The sequence below is a fragment of the Streptomyces sp. NPDC093221 genome (genome assembly GCF_044753885.1).
Lineage (GTDB): Bacteria > Actinomycetota > Actinomycetes > Streptomycetales > Streptomycetaceae > Actinacidiphila.
In genome coordinates, this window is sequence record NZ_JBIVOA010000001.1 from 898,893 (window position 1) to 919,581 (window position 20,689).

The window sequence follows — 20,689 nt, forward strand, 5'->3', positions numbered from 1 at the left end:
AGGGACCGTAGGCGCAGGGTAGCGCGTGCGATGCTCGGGTAAGCCCCGAGCTTCTGTCACCATCTGGATACCCTGCGTCACTTCGGCGCTTTCCTCATAGCCTCCTCAGGAGGGAAACCGGACATGGGACCCCACCCCACGGTCGCGGCGATACGCCTGGCGGTCCGCCGCGTCCTGCACGACGTCCTCACCGCGTCCACCGACCCGCACCCGTTGGTGCTCGCCGCGTGCAGCGGCGGAGCCGACTCCATGGCGCTGGCCGCCGCCCTCGCTTTCGAAGCACCCCGGCTCGGCGTGCGCGCCGGAGCCGTCACCGTCGACCACGGCCTCCAGGCGGGCTCCGCCGGCCGCGCCCAAGAGGTCGCCGGGCGGCTGCGCGGCCTCGGCCTCGACCCGGTCGACGCGATCGGCGTCACCGTCGGCCGCCAGGGCGGTCCCGAAGCCGCCGCCAGAGACGCCCGGTACGCGGCGCTCGACTCCGCCGCCGAATCGCACGGCGCCGCCGCCGTCCTGCTCGGCCACACACGTGACGACCAGGCAGAAACGGTGCTCCTGGGCCTCGCCCGCGGCTCCGGCACCCGCTCGCTGGCCGGAATGGCCGCGGTCTCCGGTACCGGCGGCCGCTACCGGCGGCCCTTCCTGCTGCTGGACCGCGACACCGTACGCAAGGGCTGTCTCGCCCAGGGCATCACCGTGTGGGAGGACCCGCACAACCACGACCCCGCGTACACCCGCTCCCGCGTCAGACACGAAGCCCTGCCCGTCCTGGAGAAGTCCCTCGGCAAAGGCGTCGTCGAGGCGCTGGCCCGCACCGCGCAGCTCTCCAGGGACGACGCCGACGCGCTGGACCAGTGGGCCGCGGACGCCGAGGCCGACGCGGCGGGCGACGACGGCAGCCTGGACGCGCTGCGGCTGCACGGCCTGCCCGCCGCCGTACGCCGCCGCGTCCTGCGCCGCGCCGCCATCGCCGCCGGCTCGCCCCCCGGCTTCCTCTTCGCCCGGCACATCGAGGAGGTCGACCGGCTGGTCACCGGCTGGCACGGACAGAAAGCCCTCAATCTGCCGGGCGGCGTCGCCGTTCTCAGGGCCAATGGCAGACTGGTGTTCTCGCCGTCGTAGAGCTGCCGTCGCCCAGCGACCCGGGAGCCGACTACTTGAGGGACATACCGCGCAGTGAACGAGAACGACATGGGCGCCGATCTTGAGAAAGTGCTCATCTCCAAGCCAGAGATCGACGCGAAGCTCAGCGAGCTCGCCGCGCAGATCGACCGGGACTACGCGGGCAAGGACCTGCTGATCGTCGGTGTCCTCAAGGGCGCCGTGATGGTGATGGCGGACCTCGCACGGGCGCTGTCGAGCAACGTGACGATGGACTGGATGGCGGTGTCCTCCTACGGCGCCGGCACCAAGTCCTCGGGTGTGGTGCGCATCCTCAAGGACCTGGACACCGACATCGCGGGCCGTGACGTCCTGATCGTCGAGGACATCATCGACTCCGGGCTGACGCTGTCCTGGCTGATCAGCAATCTGGGCTCGCGCGGCCCCGCCTCCCTGGAGGTCTGCACGCTGCTGCGCAAGCCCGAGGCGGCCAAGGTCCAGCTCGACGTGAAGTACACCGGGTTCGACATCCCCAACGAGTTCGTGGTCGGATACGGCCTGGACTATGCGGAGAAGTACCGCAATCTCCCGTTCGTGGGCACACTCGCCCCGCACGTATACGGTGGCTGACTCCCGTCGGCCCGCCGCCGGCGGTCCGGCGCGGCACAGTCATGACGTCGGCCACACCCCGTTCGGCCCCGGGAACCCCTGTCGGTTTCCCGCCGTTGGAGCAGGGGAAGGCGGGATTGTTAACGGTCGGCGGCAACCTCGGGTGACAATGCTGGGGTACCGTCCGAAGGTCGGGTCATACACCGGCATGCACGCGCGGCCAGCAGGCGGCGGTGCCTCACTGTGGCAGGAGGGACGGGGCGACTTCGCCCCGCATGGATGGACGTGAAGCGCTATTTCCGTGGGCCAGTCATGTGGATCGTGCTGGCTGTCCTCGCCGTGGTCGTGTTGATGCAGGTCGTCGGGTCCGGCGGCGGCTACAAGACGGTGGATACCGGCGAGGTTCTACATGCGATCGAATCAAACCAGGCCAAGTCCGCCGAGCTGACGACAGGCGACGACAACTCCATCAAGATCCAGCTCAGGGACGGATCCAAGGTCGAGGGCAGTTCCAAGGTCCGCGCCAGCTACATCGGCAACCAGGGCTCGGCCATCGCCGCGGAGCTGCAGAACATCGTCGACGGCAAGGTGAAGGGGACCACCCTTCCCGACGGTTACACCGTCTCGCCGTCGAAGCAGAACGCTTTCGTCGGCATTCTGCTGTCGCTGCTCCCGTTCGTCCTCATCGTCGTGGTCTTCCTGTTCCTGATGAACCAGATGCAGGGCGGCGGCTCGCGCGTCATGCAGTTCGGCAAGTCCAAGGCGAAGCTGATCACCAAGGACACGCCGAAGACGACGTTCTCCGACGTGGCCGGCTGCGACGAGGCGGTGGAGGAGCTCCAGGAGATCAAGGAATTCCTCCAGGAGCCCGCGAAGTTCCAGGCCGTCGGCGCCAAGATCCCCAAGGGCGTGCTGCTGTACGGCCGTCCGGGTACCGGCAAGACCCTGCTGGCCCGCGCTGTCGCGGGTGAGGCGGGCGTGCCGTTCTACTCGATCTCCGGCTCCGACTTCGTCGAGATGTTCGTGGGTGTCGGCGCCAGCCGCGTCCGCGACCTGTTCGAGCAGGCCAAGGCGAACGCCCCGGCCATCGTCTTCGTCGACGAGATCGACGCCGTCGGCCGGCACCGCGGTGCGGGTCTGGGCGGCGGTCACGACGAGCGCGAGCAGACCCTCAACCAGCTCCTGGTCGAGATGGACGGCTTCGACGTGAAGGGCGGCGTGATCCTCATCGCCGCCACGAACCGGCCCGACATCCTGGACCCGGCGCTGCTGCGTCCCGGCCGTTTCGACCGGCAGATCGCGGTCGACCCGCCGGACCTCCAGGGGCGCGTGGAGATCCTCAGCGTGCACCAGAAGGGCAAGCCGGTCGCACCGGACGTCGACCTCATGGCCGTCGCCCGCCGCACCCCCGGCTTCACCGGCGCCGACCTGAGCAATGTGCTCAACGAGGCGGCGCTGCTGACCGCGCGCAGCAACAAGAAGGTCATCGACAACGCCACGCTGGACGAGGCGATCGACCGCGTCGTGGCCGGTCCGCAGAAGCGCACCCGGATCATGTCGGACAAGGAGAAGAAGATCACCGCGTACCACGAGGGCGGACACGCCCTGGTCGCGGCGGCCTCGCCGAACTCCGACCCGGTCCACAAGGTGACGATCCTGTCCCGCGGCCGCGCGCTGGGCTACACGATGGTGCTGCCCGACGAGGACAAGTACTCCACGACGCGCAACGAGATGCTCGACCAGCTCGCCTACATGATGGGCGGCCGGGCGGCGGAGGAACTGGTCTTCCACGACCCGACCACCGGCGCGTCGAACGACATCGAGAAGGCCACCGCGACCGCCCGTGCCATGGTCACGCAGTACGGCATGACGGAGCGGCTGGGCGCGATCAAGTTCGGTTCCAGCGACTCGGAGCCGTTCCTCGGCCGTGAGATGGGTCACCAGCGCGACTACTCGGAAGAGGTCGCCGGGCTGGTGGACGAGGAAGTCAAGAAGCTCATCGAGACGGCGCACAACGAGGCGTGGGAGATCCTGGTCGAGAACCGGGACGTCCTGGACAACCTCGTTCTGAACCTGCTGGAGAAGGAGACCCTGAACAAGGAGCAGATCGCCGAGATCTTCGCTCCGATCGTCAGGCGTCCCCCGCGTCCGGCCTGGACGGGCTCCGCCCGTCGTACGCCGTCCACCCGGCCGCCGGTGCTCTCTCCCAAGGAGCTGGCACTGACCAACGGCTCGCAGCCGGCCAACGGCATCACGACGGGTTCGGTCAGCACGACCAAGCCCGTCGCGGAGCCGGTCGACCGTCCCGAGGACGGCACGCCGGAGAGCTGACCGGCGCGAGCCGGTCAGGCACGAGAACAGGCAGTCCGGGCCGGACCCGGAATGCAGGCAGTGGCCCCAGGGTTTTAACCTTGGGGCCATTGCCGTTTTTGGGCCAGCTTTCCCACTTCGCCGAACTTCGGAGGAACGAGGCATCATGACCGACCCCGTGACGATCGACGGCGAGGGTTCGATCGGCGAGTTCGACGAGAAGCGGGCCGAGGCCGCGGTGCGCGAGCTGCTGTACGCGGTCGGCGAGGACCCCGACCGGGAGGGCCTGCGGGAGACCCCGGCGCGGGTGGCGCGCGCGTACAAGGAGATATTCGCCGGGCTCTGGCAGACGCCGGAGGACGTGCTGACCACCACCTTCGACCTCGGGCACGACGAGATGGTGCTGGTGAAGGACATCGAGGTGATGTCGTCCTGCGAGCACCACCTGGTGCCGTTCGTCGGCGTCGCGCACGTCGGCTACATCCCGGCCGTCAGCGGCAAGATCACCGGCCTGTCCAAGCTGGCCCGGCTGGTCGACGTGTACGCCCGCCGCCCGCAGGTGCAGGAGCGGCTGACCACGCAGGTCGCCGACGCCCTGATGCGCATCCTGGAACCGCGCGGGGTGATCGTGGTCATCGAGTGCGAGCACATGTGCATGACGATGCGCGGGGTCCGCAAGCAGGGCGCGAAGACCATCACCTCCGCCGTACGCGGCCAGCTCCGCGACCCCGCGACCCGCGCGGAGGCGATGAGCCTGATCCTCGGGCGCGGCTGACCGGGCACGCGGCTGACCGGGCACGGGCTGCCTCCGGGCACTGGCCTGCTCGGGCAGGGGCCTGGCGGCCCCGGTAGGCACGGTGCGGTACGGGGCCGCCGTAGCCGTTACGTAGACGCGCCGTAGCTGTCACAGTTGCGTTGCCCGCGAAGGAACCCATAGACAGGGTTTCGCGTCCTACTGGGCGCCACTCACTCGCTCGTACTAGACCCTGGTGAAGCATGTCCGCTGACCGTGCCTGTGCCCCGCGTTCGCGCCGCTGGCGGCTGCGACCCTCCGCCGTCCCGGGGATCATCGGCAGCGCCGCCGCGGTCATCGGGCTGCTGGACGTGGTCTCCGCGGTCTTCCCGGCCTTCCGCAACGGCCGGATGCACCACATGGCCGCGGTCTTCCCCGGCACCGTCAGCTCGCTCGCCGCCGCCACCGCGGTCGTCACCGGCGTCCTGCTGCTGATGCTCGCGCACGCGCTCAAGCGCGGGAAGGTCCGCGCCTGGTGGGCGGCCGTCGTGCTGCTGCCGGTCGGCGCGGCCACCCAGCTCGTCTACCGGCACTCGATCTTCGGGGCCCTGGTCTCGCTCGGCCTGCTGTGGGTGCTGATCTCCTACCGCGACGAGTTCACCGCGCTGTCCGACCCGCGCACCCGCTGGCGGGCCCTGCTGAACTTCGTCGGCCTCAGCACCGTCGCCTTCTCCCTCGGCCTGGTCATCACCAGCGCCCACCCGTCCTCCGAGCGCGGCAACCCCGGCTTCCTCGACCGCTGCGAGCACGTCCTGCTCGGCCTGTTCGGCTTCGAGGGACCGGTCACGTACACCAGCGACCGGGTCAACGACCTGGTCGGCTACTCGCTGGGCGGCCTCGGCCTGCTCATCGCGATCTCCACCGCCTTCCTCGCGCTGCGCCCCGGACGCCCGGTCGCCGAGCTGAGCGAGGCCGACGAGGACCGGCTGCGCGCGCTGCTGGCCCGGCACGGCGCCCGCGACTCGCTCGGCCACTTCGCGCTGCGCCGCGACAAGTCCGTGGTCTTCTCGCCCAGCGGCAAGGCCGCCGTCTGCTACCGCGTGGTGTCCGGCGTCATGCTCGCCAGCGGCGACCCGATCGGCGACGTCGAGGCGTGGCCCGGCGCCATCGAGCAGTACATGGAGCTGGCCCGCGCGCACGCCTGGCTGCCCGCCGTCGTCGGGTGCAGCGAGACCGGCGGCGAGGTGTGGACCCGCGAGACCGGCCTGGACGCCCTGGAGCTGGGCGACGAGGCGATCGTCACCACCTCCGCCTTCACCCTCCAGGGCCGCGCCATGCGCAATGTCCGCCAGATGGTCAAGCGCATCGAGCGGTCCGGATACGTGTGCCGGGTACGCCGGGTGCGGGACCTCAGCGAGGACGAGAAGCACCGCGTACGGCTGGCCGCGGACGCCTGGCGCGGCACCGACACCGAGCGCGGCTTCTCCATGGCGCTCGGCCGCTTCGGCGAGGAGCTGGACGGGGACTGCGTGGTCGTCACCGCGCACAAGGACCGCGAGCCCGGCGCCCCGCACCCCGAACTGGGCGACCTGCGGGCCGTGCTGCACTTCGTGCCCTGGGGCGCGGACGGCATGTCCCTGGAGCTGATGCGCCGCGACCGGGCCGCCGACCCCGGCCTGAACGAACTGCTGATCGTCGCCGCGCTCCAGGAGGCGCCCGCCCTCGGGATCGCCCGCGTGTCGCTGAACTTCGCGATGTTCCGCTCCGCGCTGGCCCGCGGCGAACGGATCGGCGCGGGCCCGGTGCTGCGCGGCTGGCGCGGTCTGCTGGTGTTCCTGTCCCGCTGGTTCCAGATCGAGTCGCTGTACAAGTTCAACGCGAAGTTCCAGCCCGAGTGGGTGCCGCGCTTCCTGGTCTTCCCCAACTCCCGTGACCTGCCCAGGATCGGCTTCGCCATCATGCAGGCCGAGGGCTTCGTCACGCTGTCCCTTCCGCTGCCCGACGCCGTCCAGCGTTTCCTGCCCGGGCGCGCCACCCGCCCCCCGCACCGGCACAAGCCCGGCTACGCGACGTCGGTGGACGCGACCGAGCGGAGTGCGGTGGCGTAGGGCGTAGCCCCTACGCTGGGCGCATGAGTACGTTGCTGGGCCGCGTCAGGCCCGTCGGACTGCCGGAGTGGGACCGCTGCGCGGTCATGGGCGTGGTGAACGTCACGCCCGACTCGTTCTCCGACGGCGGGCGGTGGTTCGACCCGGAGCTGGCCGTCAAGCACGGCCTCGATCTCGTGGCGCAGGGCGCCGACATGGTGGACGTGGGCGGCGAGTCCACCCGGCCCGGCGCCAAGCGGGTCGACGAGGCGGAGGAGTTGCGCCGGGTCGTGCCGGTGGTGCGGGAGCTGGCCGCGGCCGGGGTGCTGGTCAGCGTCGACACGATGCGCGGCTCGGTCGCCGAGCAGGCGGTCGCCGCGGGCGCCCGGCTGGTCAACGACGTGAGCGGCGGCCTCGCCGACCCCGCGATGGTCCCCGCGGTCGCCGCCGCCGGGGTGCCGTTCGTCGTCATGCACTGGCGCGGCCAGAGCATCGACATGAACAACCGGGCCGTCTACGCCGACGTGCTCGGCGAGGTCGTCACCGAACTGCGCGCGGGCCTGGACCGGGCGGTGGCCGGCGGCATCGACCCCGGCCTGGTGATCCTCGACCCGGGCCTGGGCTTCGCGAAGACCGCGGACCACGACCTGACGCTGCTGGCCCACCTGAGCGCGCTGCGCGAACTGGGCCGTCCGCTGCTGGTCGCCGCCTCCCGCAAGCGGTTCCTCGGCCGCATCCTGGCCGGTGACAACGGCGAACCGCCGCCCGCCAGGGAACGCGACGCGGCCACCGCGGCCGTCACCGCCATCGCCGCCCGCGAGGGCGCCTGGGCGGTCCGCGTCCACGAGGTGCACGCCAGCGCCGACGCCGTCCGCGTCGCCCGCGCCATCGAGATCGGGGGGGTCCGCGCATGACGCCGCGCACCGCGGAGGCCCGCGCCGTCGAGCGGGCCAACCAGGCGTTCTACGACGCCGTGGAGACCTCGGACCTGGACGCGCTGGAGTCGGTGGTCCTGGACGGGCCGCTGGCCGAGTCGGTGGCCGTCGTGCACCCCGGCTGGCCGGTGCTGCGCGGACGCCGCGAGGTCATGCGGTCGTACGCGCTGATCATGGCCAACACGGATTACATCCAGTTCTTCCTGACCGACGTGGAGGTCGCCGTCGACGGCGACAGCGCGGTGGTCACCTGCACCGAGAACATCCTGACCGGCGGCCCCGCCGAGGAGGACGGCTCCGCGGGCTCGCTCGTCGGCGGCCTGGTGGTGGCCACCAACGTCTTCCGCCGCACCGCCGACGGCTGGCGGATGTGGGTCCACCACGGCTCGCCGGTGCTGGCGGAGGACGACGACGAGGACGACGAGGACGGCGAGGGCCCCGGCGGATCCGGCGGTCCCGGCGACGATCTGCTGGACGACGAGGGCTTCGACGGGACGGCGGGAGCGTGACCGCGGGCCGCCCGTGACCGGCTCTGTCGGTGACCGACGGTAGATTCGGAGCAGACGACGGGGCGGACCGCCCCGTCCGCCGCCGGCCGGGACACCCCGGACGGCGGCCGTCCGACCGACCGGCGGGAGAGAGTTCGTGGATCGTGTCACGCTGCGGGGCCTGAAGGCCCTGGGCCACCACGGTGTGTTCGAGCACGAGCGCGAGGACGGCCAGGTCTTCGTCGTGGACCTCGTGCTGGGCCTCGACACGGCCCCCGCGGCGGCCGATGACGACCTCACCAGAACCGTGCATTACGGTGTGGTCGCCGAAGAGGTCACGGCCGTCGTCTCCGGCGAACCGGTCGACCTCATCGAAACCCTCGCCCAGCGCATCGCCGACACGTGCCTGGCGCACGACGTCGTGCAAGAGGTCGAGGTGACCGTGCACAAACCGGACGCGCCGATCACCGTGCCCTTCGACGACGTGACCGTGACCATCACCCGGAGGCGCCCGTGAACTCCCCCCGTCGGGAGCACGCCCACAAGCCCGCGTTCGACCCGACCGTGCAGCCCGTACCGGCCTCCGTGGTCGCGCAGGTCGACGCGGCGGACTTCACCCTGAACAACCCCAAGACCGCGGTGATCGCCCTCGGCGGCAACCTCGGCAACCGGCTGGAGACCCTGCAAGGCGCGGTCGACGCGCTGGAGGACACCCCCGGCGTCCGGGTCAAGGCCGTCTCGCACGTGTACGAGACCGAGCCCTGGGGCGTCCCCGAGGGCTCCCAGGCCGCGTACTTCAACGCGGTGGCGCTGGTGCGCACCACGCTGCCGCCCGAGTCGCTGCTGGAGCGCGCCCAGGCCATCGAGGAGGCGTTCCTGCGGGTGCGCACCGAGCGCTGGGGGCCGCGCACCATCGACGTCGACATCATCGCGTACCAGGACGTGGCCTCCGACGACCCGGCGCTGACACTTCCGCACCCGCGCGCCCACGAGCGTGCCTTCGTGCTCGTGCCGTGGTACGACGTGGACCCGGCGGCCGAACTGCCGGGGCACGGCCCGGTCGCGGAACTGATCGGGGCGGTCGGCTCCGCGGGGGTGCGACGGCGCACGGACGTGGAACTCCGGCTGCCCGAATAATCGTTGGGACCTGCGTACCGCGCATCCGCCACGGGCGGGCGCGGGCGGACGAGCGCACACAGGCGCGCGGACGGCGCACTGCACAGAAAGTGGAGGCGGGCACTCGGTGAGGACGCTGCGGATCAGGACGCTGGCGGGGCTCTTCGCGGTGGCGGGCGTGCTCTCATGGGCCGCCGCGCGGCTGTGGGACCACGTCGGGACGCTGCCGGGCGTGCCGGTCGCCGCGCCGATCGTGCTCGCGCTGATCGCCGTCGCGCTCCTGGCCACCGCGCTGTCGCTGCGCGCCCGGCTCAAGGCGCAGCGCGAACGGCACCCGGGCGCCAAGGGCGTCGACCCGCTGGCCGCCGCCCGCGCGGTCGTCTTCGGCCAGGCCAGCGCCCTCGTCGCGGCCCTCGTCGTCGGCATGTACGCGGGCACCGGGCTCTACCTGGTGATGTACGACCTCGACATGGACCCGCGCCGCCAGCAGGCCATCTACGCGGGCCTGGCCGTCGTCGCCGGGATCGCGGTGATCGCCGCCGCGATCTTCCTGGAGCGGGTCTGCCGCCTCCCCGAGGACGACGACACGGTGCCGCACGGCACGACCCCGCACCGCCGCTGACCCGCGCCCGAGGCGCGCGCGTCCCGGCAGCACCTCCCGCCCCCGGGTACGTATCCCGCATCCTGAGACGTATCCGACACCCGTGGTCCCCGCCGTTGCGGGGCCGACGCCACCACTCGGACGTCCGGCTTGACCGGTGGGCGGGTGGCGTGGTTCAGTCCGCTACGTGAGCGAACCCGGATGGCATCTGCACCGGAAGGTCCACCTGGACCTCGTCCGGTACGCGGGCTGCATCTGTACGACCGCGCGCTGACGCGCGCCTCCGACGTCCTTCGTTCATCTTTCGCGTCGTAGCCGCAGCCCCGGCCTGATTTTCGTACGAACCCGGCACGCTTCATTCTCAAGGGATCTCTCGTACGCACGCCCCCGCTGCCCGCCGACGCGGCGTATCCCCGGGTGGTGTCCCTTGAATTCCGCTGCTCCCTCGTCCGAACCCGCCGCCGCTTCCGCCTCCGCCGTGTCCACTGTCTCCACCGCGCCCTCGACCGCTCCCGCCGCGCCCACCGCCGCCGATCTCCTCGACTTCGCCCGCAAGGTGGCCGCCGACCCCGCCGTCGTCGGCGATCTGCCGCTCGACCCCGAAGGCCGCACCTGGGTACGGCTGGAGGGCCCCGGCGGCGCGGAGGCGTGGCTGATCGGCTGGCCGCCCGGCGCCGAGACCGGCTGGCACGACCACGGCGGCTCGTACGGCGTCTTCGTCACCGCCGCCGGTGAGCTGACCGAGCAGTCGCTGTCCGTGCCGCTGCCCTCCGAGGGCTGGCGCTCCCTGGAACTGGCCGAGGGCCTGGACCGCAGGCGCGTGCTGCCGGAAGGCGTCGGTCGCGCCTTCGGCCGCAACCACGTCCACCAGGTCACCAACAGCTCCCCGTCCTCGCACGCCGTCTCGGTGCACGCCTACTACCCGCCGCTGCCGCTGATCCGCCGCTACAGCCGCAAGGGCAGCACGCTGCGCCTGGAGCTGGTCGAGCGCCCGGAGGAGTGGTGACCGCGCTCGACGCGCGCCTGGCGGCCGTACGGGCCCGGCTGGACCGGCTGGGCCCCGAGGCCGCCGCCCGCGCCGCGGAACGCGACGGCGCCCTGCTGGTCGACATCCGCTACGGCGCGCTGCGCGACCGCGACGGCACGATCCCCGGCGCCGTCATCGTCGAGCGCAACGAACTCGAATGGCGGCTGGACCCCGAGGGCACCCACCGCCTCCCGCAGGCGACGGGCCTCGGCCTGACCGTCGTGGTGATCTGCAACGAGGGGTACGCGTCCTCGCTCGCCGCCGCCTCCCTCCAGGACCTCGGGCTGCGCGCGGCCACCGACCTGGACGGCGGTTTCCAGGCGTGGCGCGCGGCGGGCCTGCCGGTCACCGCGCCGGACGGCACCCCGACGGTCCCCACCGCGCACATCGCGGCACAGGCCGAAGGCGCTTTCTGATCCCGCTACCGATCCCGCTGCTGATCCCGCTACCGATCGCGCTCTGATCGCGGTACTGATCCCGTCGCGGGGAAGCTCAAGATCAAATTCCCGGAGTGCGTCGGGGAATACCCCAACAACCCCTTCCGTGAACCGGAGTTGACGTCGGACCCAGGTCGCCGAACCTGGGTATCGGCGCCGCCGTAATCGCCCCCGTTGGGCCCGGCACCGGACCCCGCGCCGGGCCCAACGGGGGCGGCCCCGGGGCCCGGTGGGGCGGCGCGCGCGGGGCTCGGCGCCGCCGCGGCGGCACATGAGGACGGCATTGGCCGACGGCACATGGGGGGACACATCGTGCAGCGCCGAATGCCCTCCGTATTCGCCGGACGAATCGCCGTGAGAATCCGCCCAGATATTCGGGACCCGCCTCCCCACGATCCCTTCACACACGCTAAATTTCTGGCCATGCCCCGTGGACGTCACCGCCATTCGCAGCCGCTGCACCGGATGCTGCCGCCGCTGACCGTCGTCGGCAGCGCCGCGGTCCTCGCCGCCGCCGCCCTGTTCTCCGGCGATACGGGCGTGATCCGGGTGCTCACCGTCGCCACCGCGCTGACCGCGTGCGCGGGCGCCGCCCTCGCCCGCACCTGGGACCGCTCCGCCGGCCGTACGGTCGCCGAACTCGAAGCGGCGCGCGTCCGCGAGGAGTGGCGGACCGACGAGCGGGCCGCCGAGTTGGAGACGGACCTGGAGGAGTCCCGCGAGATACGCGGGCGCCTGGAGAAGAAACTCCGGGCCAAGCGCGGGGAATTGGCCAGGCTCCGCACCGAGCACGCCGACCTGCTCCGCCGGTACGCCACCGCCGAGAGCGAGCGCGCCCAGGTGCTGGAGAGCCGCCGTCAGCTCCAACTGGACTCCGCCCCCCGGCAGCTCGCCCTCACCGGCGGTGCCTCGCCGGTCGGCCCCGCCGCCTTCCTCAAGGCCGATCAGGCGCTGCGGGACCTCGGCCGCAACGCCGCCCGCCAGCAGGCCAGGCGCACCGTCGAGGACGCCCGCCGCCGCGACACCGCGGGCCCCGAGGACGAGCCGCAGGGCCGCCACGCCGCGGAGGCCGAGAGCCACACCCGGACCGCCGCGCCCGCCACGTCACCGGCCGGTCTGCCGGTCCGCGAACACCGCCTCGTCCCGGCCGTCGCCGCCGCCGTCCTGCCCTACGCGCAGCCCCAGCGCTCGCCGGGCGCCCCCGGCGGCAACGGCAGCCGGGCCATCGGCGGCTTCGACTTCTTCGGCACGCAGAAGCCCGCGGGCGGTGCGGACCCGGAGGACGTCTCCGGGGTGGACGCGCTGGACGACGTGGCCGACCTGGACGACGTCGTGGGGGACGAGGCCGTCGCGGAACACGCCCAGGCCGTCGCGGAGTCGGGCCCCGAGGTCATCGACCTCACGGCCCACGACGAGACCGAACAGCTCGACATGTCGGAACTGCGCGCCCAGGCCTGACGGCGCGGGGGATTCACGCCAGCGGGCGCACGTCCAGCGCGGCCAGCCGCCCCGGCTCGGTGACGATGTCGACGGCCGTGATCCGCCCGTCCGCCGCCGAGACCGCGAAGGTCAGGACCCGCGCGTCCGCGGTGTCCAGGTCCACCGCCGCCGCCAGGAGCCCGTCGACCAGCACCAGCCGCGCCGTGGAGGCCATCGCGGCGTAACTGACCGCGCCGCGCGCGACGTTGGCCGCGCCCCGGCGGGTGGAGGTGACGCCGGGCCGCCCGGGGACGTCGGAGCGGACGGTGACCTCGGGGTCCAGGACCGCCAGGAGCGCGTCGAAGTCCCCGTCGCGCGCCGCGGCGAGGAACGCCTCGACGGCCGCGCGCCGCAGCGCCGGGTCGGGGTCGGAGACCTCGGTGCCGCCCTGGACGCGGCGCCGGGCGCGGCTGGCGAGCTGGCGGGCGGCGGCGGGGGTGCGCTCCACGATGGGCGCGATGTCGTCGAAGGGCACGGCGAACATGTCGTGCAGCACGAAGGCGAGCCGTTCGGCCGGGTCCAGGGTCTCCAGGACGACGAGCAGGGCGAGCCCCACCGAGTCGGCCAGCAGGGCCTGCTGCTCGGGCCCCGGCGCGGGCAGCGTCACCGCGCCCACGTACCCGTACTCGTATCCGTCCGGCGCGGTGATCGGCTCCTCGCGGCGGGTGCGGCGCGAGCGCAGCATGTCCAGGCAGACCCGGCCGACCACCGTGGTCAGCCAGCCGCCCAGGTTGCGGACCTCGGCGGCGTCGGTGCGGTTCAGCCGCAGCCACGCCTCCTGGACGGCGTCGTCCGCCTCGTCGGCCGAGCCGAGCATCCGGTAGGCCACGGCCCGCAGATGGGCGCGGTTCGCCTCGAACCGCGCCGCCAGCAGCTCTCTGTCGTCCTTGCCGTCGTCCCTGCCGTCTTCCAGGCCGTCGTGCCCACCGTCGTCCAAGCCGTCGTCCATGGGTGCGTCCATCGGTCGGTCCTCCGTCACATGTCGTCACTCTCCTGACGGACCAGTGACCCCGAATGTGACGCGCGGACCGCCCGGCGGCGCTACTTGTCGACGTCGCCGACCACGAAGAACATCGACCCGAGGATCGCGACCATGTCCGACACCAGCGTGCCCGGCAGCAGCACCGCCAGCGCCTGGATGTTGTTGTACGACGCGGAGCGCAGCTTCAGCCGGTACGGCGTCTTCTCGCCCTTCGACACCAGGTAATAGCCGTTGATGCCGAGCGGATTCTCGGTCCACGCGTAGGTGTGCCCCTCGGGGGCCTTGAGCACCTTCGGCAGCCGCTGGTTGATCGGCCCCGGCGGCAGCTCCGCCAGCCGGTCCAGGCACGCGTCCGCGAGGTCCAGCGCGTTGTGCGTCTGCTCCAGCAGCACCTCGAAGCGCGCCAGGCAGTCGCCCTCGGTCCTGGTGACCACCCTCAGGGTGTCGCCCAGCTCCCCGTACGCCAGATACGGCTCGTCGCGCCGCAGGTCGAAGTCGACGCCGGAGCCGCGCGCGATCGGCCCGCTGACGCCGTACGCGTGCACGGCCTCGCGGGACAGGACGCCGACACCGCGGGTCCTGCCGCGGAAGATCTCGTTGCCGAGCACCAGGTCGTCGAAGCGGCCCATCCGCGACCGCACCCCGGCGACCGCCTGGCGCACCCGCCCCTGCCAGCCGTTGGGCAGGTCCTCCTTCAGGCCGCCGACCCGGTTGAACATGTAGTGCATCCGGCCGCCGGAGACCTCCTCCATCACGTGCTGGAGGTTCTCCCGCTCGGAGAAGGCGTAGAAGATCGGCGTGATCCCGCCCAGCTCCAGCGGGTACGAGCCCAGGAACATCAGGTGGTTCAGCACCCGGTTCAGCTCCGCGAGCAGCGTCCGCGTCCACACCGCGCGCTCCGGCACCTCCATGCCGAGCATCCGCTCGACCGACAGCACCACACCCAGCTCGTTCGCGAACGCCGACAGCCAGTCGTGCCGGTTCGCCAGCATCACGATCTGCCGGTAGTCCCGCGCCTCGAACAGCTTCTCCGCGCCCCGGTGCATGTATCCGACGATCGGCTCCGCGCTGCGGATCCGCTCCCCGTCCAGCACCAGCCGCAAGCGCAGCACCCCATGCGTGGACGGGTGCTGCGGCCCGATGTTCAGCACCATGTCGGTGCCCTCGGCCGCCCCGCCGACTCCGATCGTGGTCTCCGTCATGCCGCCATCCTCTCAGGACTCCCCGCCCGTATCCCACGGGCGGTGCCGGGCCCGCGGGCTCAGCGCGCCCGCGGCGACCGCCGTGCGTCCGCCGAGTCCTGAACCGCCGCCAGGACGCCGGTCACGCCGACCTCCGTCACCAGCCAGGTGAAGTCGCCGAGGCCGCCGCGGGCGGTCAGTTCGGCGGCCTCGCCCGCGGCGGCGAGGCCGCGGACGTAGGCGGCCGGGTCGGCGGCGGCCAGGGCGAGCGGGGGGCGGGCGGCGGAGAGGCCGAGGGAGCGCAGGGCGGCGCGTTGGGGGAGCGCCGTGCCCGGCAGGGCGTCGAGGGCGACATGGGCGGTGAGGTCGCGGGAGCCGTCGGGGACGGGCTCCACCTGGCGGCCGTCGCGGTAGCCGGTGAGCGTGCCGTACGGGGGCCGCGCCGCGCGCGTGTGGGCGTAGTCGACGGCGACGGCCGCCCCGGCGTCCAGCGAGCCGACCGCCTCGGCCCAGGCGGCCTCGCGCGGCAGCCCGATCTCGGCGCGGGCGCCGGGCTCCGGCGACGGCGGCCACCACCGCTCCAGCCACCGCGCGTCGGCGCCGCGCACCGGCTCGCCGAGGCGCTCCGCGCCGTCGGCCGGGCGGACCAGCACCTGGCGGGGCACGCCCGCCCCGTCCGTCTCGGCGACGTCGAGCGGCACATTGTCCAGCCACTCGTTGGCGAAGAGCAGGCCGCGCACACCGCGCGGCGGCCGGTCGCTCCAGGTGATCCGCGGGTCGAGCCCCGGCGGGCGCGGTGCGCGCTCGACGGCGTGGACGCGTACGCGGCCGGCGACCGGCGCGGGGAGCGCGGCCAGCACCCCGGAGCACAGCTCCGCGCGGCCCGCGCCCATGTCGGTGAAGGCCAGCTCGGCCGGGTGCCCGAGGGCCGCGTCGACCCGGACCAGCAGCTCGGCGACGGCCCCCGCGAAGAGCGCGGAGGCGTGCACGGAGGTACGGAAATGCGCCGCGGGCCGCTCCCGTACGAAGAAGCCCTCGGGGCCGTACAGGGCGCGGTCCATGGCCTCCCGCCAGGGCACCCACCGCTCCCGCCACTCGCTGTCCACGGGGTTAACGGTACGTGTCCGGTGAAGTGTGCCTGCTCACAGGGGAACCTTCCTGACCTGGAGATGCGTCGAAGGCTTGAGCGGGGTGTCTCTCGGGGCCGGTAGTGTTCCGGAGATACCACAGGCGCCGCGACGGCGTGTGCAGCGTGTGTGCAGTGCAGTGAGGGAGTGGACAGCGGATGACTGCCGGAAACGACGGCGCCCCTGAGAACGACGACCCGTTCGGTTATCTCTACCGGTCGGAGGGCGGCGAGCAGCAGCCCGAGCAGGCCCCGGTGCAGCAGCCGGGCATGCCGCGTACCTCGCACCACCAGATCCAGCGGGTCGGTGAGCGTCGTCCGCAGCCGCCGCAGACACCCTCGGGCTACGGCTACCCGCAGCAGCAGTCGCCCTCCGGTTACGGCTATCCGCAGCAGACCCAGCAGCAGACGCAGGCGTACGGCCAGCAGCCCGGCCAGCAGCAGTACGGCGGCCAGCAAGGGCAGCAGGGCCAGCAGGGATATCCGGGCCAGCAGGGTTATCCCGGCCAGCAGCCTCCCGCGCAGCCCCCGCACACCCGTCGCGCGGGCGGCGGCGGCCAGCAGGGCGGCGGCGCGCCCAACCGCAAGGGCCTGCTGATCGCGGCGGTCGCCGTGGTCGCGGCCGTGGCCATCGGCATCGCCTTCGCGATGACCAACGGCTCGGGCGACGGCGACAAGAAGGCCAGCGACAAGCCGTCCAGCCCGGCGGTCACCTCGGCCGCGCCCACCGAGACGACGCCGTCGGCCTCCGCGGAGCCGACCCCGTACGACTCGAAGAAGACCGACGCCTCGACGCTCGTCCTGACGGGCGGCGCGCAGACGAGCACCGAGCACCCGGGCGCGAGCGCGGCGGGCGGCACCTATGTCGACCACCTGACGCAGGTCGGCGCGACCGTGACGTGGACGGTGACGGTGCCGAAGGACGGCCCGTACACGCTCTTCACGTACTACGGGAACGCGGGCGACGACGCGACGCTCACCCTCGGGGTGAACGGCAAGGCGCGCAGCGGCCCCGTCAATCTGAAGAACTACGGCCACTACACGGACTGGGCGAAGGCGTGGAACAACCACACCTACTCCTGGATCGACCTCAAGGAGGGCTCCAACACCGTGACGCTGAGCTGCCAGCAGGGCAATCAGTGCGCGGTCAACCTGGACCAGTTCGAACTCAAGCAGGGCCAGGTCACCGAGTAGCCGCCGCCGGGGCCCGCCCTCACACCGCCGCGCCGGGCTCCGCGGGCACCACCGTCACCTGGGGCAGCAGCTCCGCGTAGACGGCCGCGTCGAATTCGCCCGCCGCGGGCGCCGCGACCGTGGCCGCCGAGAGCGCTACCGCCCGCGCCAGCCGCCGCGGCCACGTGAGGCCCTCCGCGAGCCCGGACAGCAGCCCCGCCACCGCCGAGTCGCCCGCGCCCGTCGGATTGCCCGCCAGGCGCGCGGGCGGCAGCGCCTGCCAGCCGCCCTCCTCGGTCAGCGCCAGCATCCCGTCCTCGCCGAGCGAGGCGGCCACCGCGCGGGCGCCGCGCCGCCGGGCGTCACCGGCCGCGCGGGCGGGCTCGGAGAAGCCGGTCAGGCCGGTCAGCTCCACCGCGTTCGGCTTGATCAGGTCGGGGCGCGCGGCCAGCCCGCGGCGCAGCGGCTCCCCGCTGGTGTCCAGCAGCACGAACACCCCGGCGGCCCGCGCCTCGCGCACCAGCTCCGCGTACGCGCCCACCGGCAGCCCCGGCGGCAGGCTGCCGCACAGCGCCACGGCCGTCGCGCGGCCGTCGGCGACCAGCGCGCGGTAGCGCTCCAGGAACCCGCCCCACTCGCGCGGGGTGACCGTGGGCCCCGGTTCGTTGAACATCGTCGTGTCGCCGGTCGTGTCGTCCACGACGCCCACCGTGCGGCGGGTGGTGCCCGCGATGGGCACCAGCGCGTCGGTCAGCAGCCCGTCGTCGTACTCGGCGGCCCGCTCGGCGAGCCGTTCGCGCAGCTCGGCGCCGACCGGGCCGCCGACGAAGCCGGTGACGACGGCGGGGCGGCCGAGCGCGGCCAGCACGCGGGCGACGTTGAGTCCCTTGCCGCCGGGGCGTTCCGCGGTGTGGGTGACCCGGTGGGTGGAGTGCGGTCGGAGCGACGGGACCCGGTAGGTCACATCGAGGGCGGCGTTCAGCGTGACGGTGATGATCACCTGACGATGATGACAAAAGTACGGCGGTCGGCCCAGTGCGCGCCGACCGCCGTTACGCAGCTTTTAGCGAGAATCCGCGAAAATCGGGTGAACTCACCGCCCGGACGCCCCCGAACACGCCTGCCGGGCGCCCCCGCACACGCCTGCCGGACGCCCCCGAACGCGCCTGCCGGGCGCACCCTCCGGCGACGGCTAGTCGGGCCGGACGACCCACTCGCCCTTGCGCATGACGCCCACCAGGTCGTACGCCGCGTCCAGCACCACCAGGTCCGCGTCCTTGCCGGGCTCCAGCGTGCCGATGCGGTCGTCCAGGCCGAGCAGCCGCGCCGGGTTGGTGGAGATGGCGCGTACGGCGTCGGTCAGCGACAGCCCGTCCAGCGTGACGGCCCGCTTGAAGGCGGTGTCCAGGGTGAGCGTCGACCCGGCGATCGAGCCGCCCTCGACCAGCCGCGCGACCCCGTCGAGCACCTCGACCTTCATCGGGCCCAGGTCGTAGTGGCCGTCGCCGAAACCGGCCGCGTCCATCGCGTCGGTGATGAAGGCGACCCGCCCGGCGCCCGCGCTCCCGAAGGCCAGCTCCAGGACGGCCGGGTGCAGATGCGTACCGTCGTTGATCAGCTCGACGGTCACCCGCTCGTCCTCCAGCAGCGCCGCGATCGGGCCGGGCGCGCGGTGCTGGAGCGGCGGCATCGCGTTGAACAGGTGGGTGGCCACGGTCGCGCCCGCGTCGATGGCCTCCAGCGTCTGCTCGTACGTGGCGTCGGTGTGGCCGATCGCCGCGATCACGCCGAGGTCGGCCAGCAGCCGTACGGAATCGATTCCGCCGGGCAGTTCGGCCGCCAGGGTGACCATCCGGACGGCCCCGCGGCCCGCCTCGACCAGCTTGCGCACATCGGCCGGGTCGGGGTCGCGCAGCAGCGCCTCGTCGTGCGCGCCCTTGCGGCACGGCGAGATGAACGGGCCCTCGTAGTGGATTCCGGCGAGGTCGCCCTGCTCCACCAGCTCGGCCAGCAGCCCGGCCTGCTTGGCCAGGACGTCCAGCGCGTTGGTGACGGTCGAGGCGACCACCGTGGTCGTGCCGTGCGCGCGGTGGGTGCGCACACCGGTGAGGATGTCGTCGGCGGTGCCCGAGGTGAAGGACGCGCCGCCGCCGCCGTGGTTGTGGATGTCCACGAAGCCGGGCACGACGGTGTGGCCCGCGAGGTCCACGGTGGCCGTCGAGACGTGCTCGTCGGCCTCGTTCGCCGCGATCCGGGTGCCCTCGACGGTCAGCCGGCCGCCTTCCACCACACCTGACGGCAGGACCACACGGGCACCCGCCAGCACCGTGCGCTGCGTTGTCGTTACGGGGGCCATCAGGCGGTTACCTCCACGGAGAGTAGATCCCAGGCGAGCAGGCCGGCGCCCAGGCATCCAGCGGTGTCCCCCAGCGCGGCGGGGACGATGAGGGGGAGTTTCTGGAAGGTGATACGTGCCTCCACGGCCGCGCGCAGCGGCCCGAAGAGGGTGTCCCCGGCCTCCGCGAGCCCGCCGCCGATGATCAGCACACGCGGGTCCAGAAGGGTGAGCCCGGTGACCAGGCCGTCGGCCAGCGCGCCGATCGCCTCGCCCCACACCGCGAGCGCCCGCGGGTCGCCGGTCTCGACGGCGCGCGCGCAGTCCGCGGCGTCCGCGTCCGGGTCGCCGCTCGCCTCGGCCCAGGCGCGCGAGACCGCGCCCGCCGAGGCCAGCGCCTCGAGACAGCCGCGCTGCCCGCAGCCGCACTCCGGGCCGCCGGGGCGGACCACGATGTGCCCGATCTCGCCCGCGTAGCCGTGCGCGCCCGCCTCGATCCGGCCCTCGATGCCGATGGCGCCCGCGATGCCGGTGCCCAGCGGGAGGAAGAGGAAGCGGTCGGCGCCGTTGCCCGCGCCGATCCGGCCCTCGGCGAGGCCGCCGGTGCGGACGTCGTGGCCGAGCGCGACCGGTACGCCGTCCAGCCGCTCGGACATCAACGCCCGCAGCGGGACGTCCTTCCAGCGGAGGTTCGCGGCGTAGACGGCGATCCCGTTGACGTCGTCGACGATGCCGGGCACCGCGACCCCGGCCGCGGCGGCGGGTTCGCCGTACTCGCGCACGCCGTGGTCGCGCAGTTCGGCCGCGAAGTCGAGGATCGCGGCGACCACGGCGTCGGGGCCGCGTTCTCTGCCGGTCGGACGGCGCGCCTGGTGCAGGAGCGTTCCGTCCGCGCCGACCAGCGCGGCCTTCATTCCGGTGCCGCCCACATCGAGAGCGATGACATGTCTCACGGGGACAGTGTCGCGGCTA

General features: G+C 72.9%; 20 protein-coding genes. 14 read left to right on the forward strand and 6 right to left on the reverse strand.

The window, feature by feature from the left end; all coding sequences use genetic code 11:
• Window positions 1-123: 123 nt before the first annotated feature.
• The 13 genes from tilS (at window position 124) to ACIQCJ_RS04065 (ending at window position 12,899) form a co-directional block, all read left to right on the forward strand.
• Window positions 124-1,119 carry a tRNA lysidine(34) synthetase TilS gene (tilS, locus tag ACIQCJ_RS04005; RefSeq protein WP_355337277.1) on the forward strand — a complete coding sequence of 332 codons (996 nt, stop codon included), beginning with the start codon at window positions 124-126 and terminating at the stop codon, window positions 1,117-1,119.
• A 54-nt stretch (window positions 1,120-1,173) separates the two neighbouring features.
• Window positions 1,174-1,728: a hypoxanthine phosphoribosyltransferase gene (gene hpt, locus ACIQCJ_RS04010; protein WP_355337280.1), complete on the forward strand. Its 555-nt coding sequence runs from the start codon at window positions 1,174-1,176 to the stop codon at window positions 1,726-1,728.
• A 258-nt stretch (window positions 1,729-1,986) separates the two neighbouring features.
• On the forward strand, window positions 1,987-4,038 hold the full coding sequence (gene ftsH, locus ACIQCJ_RS04015) for an ATP-dependent zinc metalloprotease FtsH (RefSeq protein ID WP_355337283.1): 2,052 nt from the start codon (window positions 1,987-1,989) through the stop codon (window positions 4,036-4,038).
• Between the two features lie 145 nt (window positions 4,039-4,183).
• Entirely contained in the window at window positions 4,184-4,792 is a 609-nt protein-coding gene (gene folE / locus ACIQCJ_RS04020; protein WP_188283469.1) for a GTP cyclohydrolase I FolE, read from the forward strand.
• 221 nt (window positions 4,793-5,013) lie between these two features.
• On the forward strand, window positions 5,014-6,858 hold the full coding sequence (locus ACIQCJ_RS04025) for a phosphatidylglycerol lysyltransferase domain-containing protein (RefSeq protein ID WP_391162505.1): 1,845 nt from the start codon (window positions 5,014-5,016) through the stop codon (window positions 6,856-6,858).
• Between the two features lie 23 nt (window positions 6,859-6,881).
• Window positions 6,882-7,751 (forward strand): dihydropteroate synthase, encoded by an 870-nt coding sequence (gene folP / locus ACIQCJ_RS04030; protein WP_355337289.1) that lies wholly within the window; start codon window positions 6,882-6,884, stop codon window positions 7,749-7,751.
• On the forward strand, window positions 7,748-8,281 hold the full coding sequence (locus ACIQCJ_RS04035; protein ID WP_355337292.1) for a nuclear transport factor 2 family protein: 534 nt from the start codon (window positions 7,748-7,750) through the stop codon (window positions 8,279-8,281). The genes folP and ACIQCJ_RS04035 overlap by 4 nt, the downstream gene beginning before the upstream one ends.
• Window positions 8,282-8,417: 136 nt before the next feature.
• Window positions 8,418-8,777: a dihydroneopterin aldolase gene (folB, locus tag ACIQCJ_RS04040; RefSeq protein WP_355337295.1), complete on the forward strand. Its 360-nt coding sequence runs from the start codon at window positions 8,418-8,420 to the stop codon at window positions 8,775-8,777.
• The gene (gene folK / locus ACIQCJ_RS04045; RefSeq protein WP_402710631.1) at window positions 8,774-9,397 is read left to right on the forward strand and encodes a 2-amino-4-hydroxy-6-hydroxymethyldihydropteridine diphosphokinase; all 624 of its coding nucleotides are present in this window, start codon (window positions 8,774-8,776) and stop codon (window positions 9,395-9,397) included. The genes folB and folK overlap by 4 nt, the downstream gene beginning before the upstream one ends.
• A gap of 106 nt (window positions 9,398-9,503) precedes the next feature.
• The gene (locus ACIQCJ_RS04050) at window positions 9,504-9,998 is read left to right on the forward strand and encodes a DUF3180 domain-containing protein (protein WP_355337301.1); all 495 of its coding nucleotides are present in this window, start codon (window positions 9,504-9,506) and stop codon (window positions 9,996-9,998) included.
• A 457-nt stretch (window positions 9,999-10,455) separates the two neighbouring features.
• On the forward strand, window positions 10,456-10,983 hold the full coding sequence (locus ACIQCJ_RS04055; protein ID WP_355337304.1) for a cysteine dioxygenase: 528 nt from the start codon (window positions 10,456-10,458) through the stop codon (window positions 10,981-10,983).
• The gene (locus tag ACIQCJ_RS04060; RefSeq protein ID WP_402710632.1) at window positions 10,980-11,420 is read left to right on the forward strand and encodes a rhodanese-like domain-containing protein; all 441 of its coding nucleotides are present in this window, start codon (window positions 10,980-10,982) and stop codon (window positions 11,418-11,420) included. The genes ACIQCJ_RS04055 and ACIQCJ_RS04060 overlap by 4 nt, the downstream gene beginning before the upstream one ends.
• 444 nt (window positions 11,421-11,864) lie before the next feature.
• Complete coding sequence (locus ACIQCJ_RS04065; RefSeq protein ID WP_391043041.1) at window positions 11,865-12,899, forward strand: hypothetical protein; 1,035 nt, start codon at window positions 11,865-11,867, stop codon at window positions 12,897-12,899.
• A gap of 13 nt (window positions 12,900-12,912) precedes the next feature.
• Here the strand turns inward: ACIQCJ_RS04065 and ACIQCJ_RS04070 are convergent, their stop codons facing one another.
• From ACIQCJ_RS04070 to ACIQCJ_RS04080, 3 genes are all read right to left on the reverse strand, one after another.
• Window positions 12,913-13,881, reverse strand: a complete 969-nt coding sequence (locus ACIQCJ_RS04070; RefSeq protein WP_402710633.1) for a sigma-70 family RNA polymerase sigma factor — start codon at window positions 13,879-13,881, stop codon at window positions 12,913-12,915.
• Between the two features lie 80 nt (window positions 13,882-13,961).
• Window positions 13,962-15,104 (reverse strand): NADH-quinone oxidoreductase subunit D, encoded by a 1,143-nt coding sequence (locus ACIQCJ_RS04075; protein ID WP_355337313.1) that lies wholly within the window; start codon window positions 15,102-15,104, stop codon window positions 13,962-13,964.
• 59 nt (window positions 15,105-15,163) lie between these two features.
• Complete coding sequence (locus ACIQCJ_RS04080) at window positions 15,164-16,144, reverse strand: SAM-dependent methyltransferase (RefSeq protein WP_402710854.1); 981 nt, start codon at window positions 16,142-16,144, stop codon at window positions 15,164-15,166.
• A 224-nt stretch (window positions 16,145-16,368) separates the two neighbouring features.
• Between ACIQCJ_RS04080 and ACIQCJ_RS04085 the strand changes: the two genes are divergently transcribed.
• On the forward strand, window positions 16,369-17,403 hold the full coding sequence (locus ACIQCJ_RS04085; protein WP_355337316.1) for a carbohydrate-binding protein: 1,035 nt from the start codon (window positions 16,369-16,371) through the stop codon (window positions 17,401-17,403).
• 19 nt (window positions 17,404-17,422) lie between these two features.
• On the opposite strand, the gene ACIQCJ_RS04090 is transcribed toward ACIQCJ_RS04085, so the two are convergent.
• The 3 genes from ACIQCJ_RS04090 to ACIQCJ_RS04100 all read right to left on the reverse strand — a co-directional run bounded on the left by ACIQCJ_RS04090 (window position 17,423) and on the right by ACIQCJ_RS04100 (window position 20,670).
• Entirely contained in the window at window positions 17,423-18,382 is a 960-nt protein-coding gene (locus ACIQCJ_RS04090; RefSeq protein ID WP_402710634.1) for a 1-phosphofructokinase family hexose kinase, read from the reverse strand.
• Window positions 18,383-18,574: 192 nt separating this feature from the next.
• Window positions 18,575-19,738: an N-acetylglucosamine-6-phosphate deacetylase gene (nagA, locus tag ACIQCJ_RS04095; protein ID WP_355337322.1), complete on the reverse strand. Its 1,164-nt coding sequence runs from the start codon at window positions 19,736-19,738 to the stop codon at window positions 18,575-18,577.
• On the reverse strand, window positions 19,738-20,670 hold the full coding sequence (locus tag ACIQCJ_RS04100) for an ROK family protein (RefSeq protein WP_355337325.1): 933 nt from the start codon (window positions 20,668-20,670) through the stop codon (window positions 19,738-19,740). Before ACIQCJ_RS04100 ends, nagA begins: the two co-directional genes overlap by 1 nt.
• Window positions 20,671-20,689: the final 19 nt, after the last annotated feature.

What these genes read in the sequence shown, in the direction of transcription:
- tilS (WP_355337277.1), top strand. Translation starts at nt 124, where the DNA reads ATGGGACCCCACCCCACGGTCGCGGCGATACGCCTGGCGGTCCGCCGC.
- ftsH (WP_355337283.1), top strand. Translation starts at nt 1,987, where the DNA reads ATGGACGTGAAGCGCTATTTCCGTGGGCCAGTCATGTGGATCGTGCTG.
- folE (WP_188283469.1), top strand. Translation starts at nt 4,184, where the DNA reads ATGACCGACCCCGTGACGATCGACGGCGAGGGTTCGATCGGCGAGTTC.
- ACIQCJ_RS04025 (WP_391162505.1), top strand. Translation starts at nt 5,014, where the DNA reads ATGTCCGCTGACCGTGCCTGTGCCCCGCGTTCGCGCCGCTGGCGGCTG.
- folP (WP_355337289.1), top strand. Translation starts at nt 6,882, where the DNA reads ATGAGTACGTTGCTGGGCCGCGTCAGGCCCGTCGGACTGCCGGAGTGG.
- ACIQCJ_RS04035 (WP_355337292.1), top strand. Translation starts at nt 7,748, where the DNA reads ATGACGCCGCGCACCGCGGAGGCCCGCGCCGTCGAGCGGGCCAACCAG.
- ACIQCJ_RS04065 (WP_391043041.1), top strand. Translation starts at nt 11,865, where the DNA reads ATGCCCCGTGGACGTCACCGCCATTCGCAGCCGCTGCACCGGATGCTG.
- ACIQCJ_RS04070 (WP_402710633.1), bottom strand. Translation starts at nt 13,881, where the DNA reads ATGGACGCACCCATGGACGACGGCTTGGACGACGGTGGGCACGACGGC.
- ACIQCJ_RS04075 (WP_355337313.1), bottom strand. Translation starts at nt 15,104, where the DNA reads ATGACGGAGACCACGATCGGAGTCGGCGGGGCGGCCGAGGGCACCGAC.
- ACIQCJ_RS04080 (WP_402710854.1), bottom strand. Translation starts at nt 16,144, where the DNA reads ATGGACCGCGCCCTGTACGGCCCCGAGGGCTTCTTCGTACGGGAGCGG.
- ACIQCJ_RS04085 (WP_355337316.1), top strand. Translation starts at nt 16,369, where the DNA reads ATGACTGCCGGAAACGACGGCGCCCCTGAGAACGACGACCCGTTCGGT.
- nagA (WP_355337322.1), bottom strand. Translation starts at nt 19,738, where the DNA reads ATGGCCCCCGTAACGACAACGCAGCGCACGGTGCTGGCGGGTGCCCGT.